We start from the raw sequence: 1869 nt of genomic DNA on the forward strand, positions 1-1869 counted from the left end.
GCTCCGTATAGTACGAATAATTCGGCAGCACCTGGTGAAAGGTGTCCAGCACTATTCAAAACTCTGTCGCTTAGCCAAGTGCCAACTATGCCACGAAGAGGCGCATATTCCATTTCATCAAGACGATAAGCGTACAACATTCGGCCGTCGGGTTGCTGAAGGTCACGTTGTTGCAGAAACTGCGTCAGCCAAAGTTTTGGCGTTGTCATTAAGCGAGCTCCGCGATATTTACCACCCAAAGGCTGCAAAAATCTTTCGTACCGACCAAACGCCAGAGCTGGAAGCTCGCCGCTGCTAGGCACTACTGATATGTTATATAGTTAATTGCCAAGAATATCATATTGCCTATGCGAAAAAAGCGTGAATTATCACACTGCCGCCTGTCGTTTTCAGAAGGCGACTGCACGAATGTCAGGAGTCGACTACATCGACTGAAGCGAGACTTACGCGTACTCGCATGATGGACTGGCGAGTCGTCCCATAGTCACGAGCCACCTTGGCCACTGATTCGCCAGCCACGAGGCGTACCATTGCGTCAGCTTGCTGGGCCGTCGTCAGCGCTGGCCGACGTCCCAACTTCTTTCCTTCGGCACGCGCACGCGCGAGACCTGCCTGGGTCCGCTCTACCAACAGATCACGCTCGAACTCGGCCACCGCAACTAATACGCTCATCGTCATCTTGCCAGCAGCGCTGGTCAGATCGACGCCGCCGAGCGCTAAGCAATGCACACGGACAGAATCGGCTGCAAGCTGCTCGACTGTCGCACGAACGTAAGCGGCCAGCCGGCCCACCTATGAATTCGTAATCGGCCTCGTCACACTGGCACTTTCGATTATTCCGAGAGAGCAGATAGTGGTGAATTCAGAACGAGAAAAGGTCTGGCAAGAACGCATCGTGCAGTGGCGAGCAAGCGGGTTGTCACAGCGCGCGTTCGCCATCAGGCATGGCATCCCCATACGCCAGGTCGGGTACTGGGTTCGGCGTCTGGCAGGTGTGCGCACCAAGCCAGCGCTGCTGCCAGTGCGGGTTGTGCCCGCGCCAGTAGTTGCGCCAGCGGCATGCCTGGTGCCAACGGAAGAATCGGCTGAGTCCTGTCGAGTGCCTGAATTTGGCTTTTCTCGTCAACGCAAAGCACCATCGCCTTGACGGGAGGATCTATATAGAGCCCTACAATATCACGCGTTTTTTCGACAAATAATGGATCAGTGGAGAGCTTGAACGTTTCTTGGCGATGCGGTTGCAAACCAAAAGCGCGCCAAATTCGGCTCACGGCTGTCTGCGATAGCTTCGCTTCCTTTGCCATTGGCCGCGTACTCCAATGCGTCGCGTTCATAGGCTGCGATTCAAGAGTCTTGGCAATCACAGCATCGACCCGCGCGTCGTCAATTGTACGCGGCGCACCTGGCCGAGGGGCATCAAGTAACCCGTCAAGGCGCGATTGTATAAAACGACCGCGCCATTTGCAGACGGTCTGTTTCGCAATCTTCAATTGCGCTGCAACCATCTTGTTCTCTGCGCCGCGAGCGCATACAAGAACGATGCGCGAACGCAATGCCAGCGCTTGGGCTGTCTTGCGGCGCCGAGACCAAACCGATAATTGATCGTGCTCCGCATCGCTCAAGATCAACTCCACTTTTGGACGACCTGCTCCCATACCAGCCTCCCATGTTGCACATTGAATGCATACAACATAGTCCATGTGGAAAATTATTCAATGATTTTCTAACTCACCACACTAGCCGAACCGGCCTGGATGATGCCCTGGCACATAGAAAGCTACTGTCGCTCGGAGGAGCAGAAAATTCAATCGGGGGTGTATTGAATTCCGTGTAAACAGTAAAAAAGCCCTGTAGATCAATGATCTACAG

1 protein-coding gene and 2 pseudogenes are annotated in these 1869 nt (G+C 54.0%); 1 reads left to right on the forward strand and 2 read right to left on the reverse strand.

Translation table 11 applies throughout. The annotated features are described in order from the left end of the window. Positions 1-411 precede the first annotated feature (411 nt). Positions 412-792, reverse strand: a pseudogene (locus GJA_RS25495) (recombinase family protein); the annotation flags it as partial. A gap of 103 nt (positions 793-895) precedes the next feature. Between GJA_RS25495 and tnpA the strand changes: the two are divergent. Continuing rightward, the gene (gene tnpA, locus GJA_RS28760; protein ID WP_422567937.1) at positions 896-1147 is read left to right on the forward strand and encodes an IS66 family insertion sequence element accessory protein TnpA; all 252 of its coding nucleotides are present in this window, start codon (positions 896-898) and stop codon (positions 1145-1147) included. On the opposite strand, the pseudogene GJA_RS25500 reads toward tnpA, so the two are convergent. Continuing rightward, positions 1056-1655: pseudogene (locus GJA_RS25500) on the reverse strand (IS630 family transposase); the annotation flags it as partial. The gene tnpA and the pseudogene GJA_RS25500 sit on opposite strands and share 92 nt — an antisense overlap. Between the last annotated feature and the right edge of the window lie 214 nt (positions 1656-1869).

Source organism: Janthinobacterium agaricidamnosum NBRC 102515 = DSM 9628, from assembly GCF_000723165.1.
Classification (GTDB): Bacteria; Pseudomonadota; Gammaproteobacteria; order Burkholderiales; family Burkholderiaceae_D; genus Janthinobacterium; species Janthinobacterium agaricidamnosum.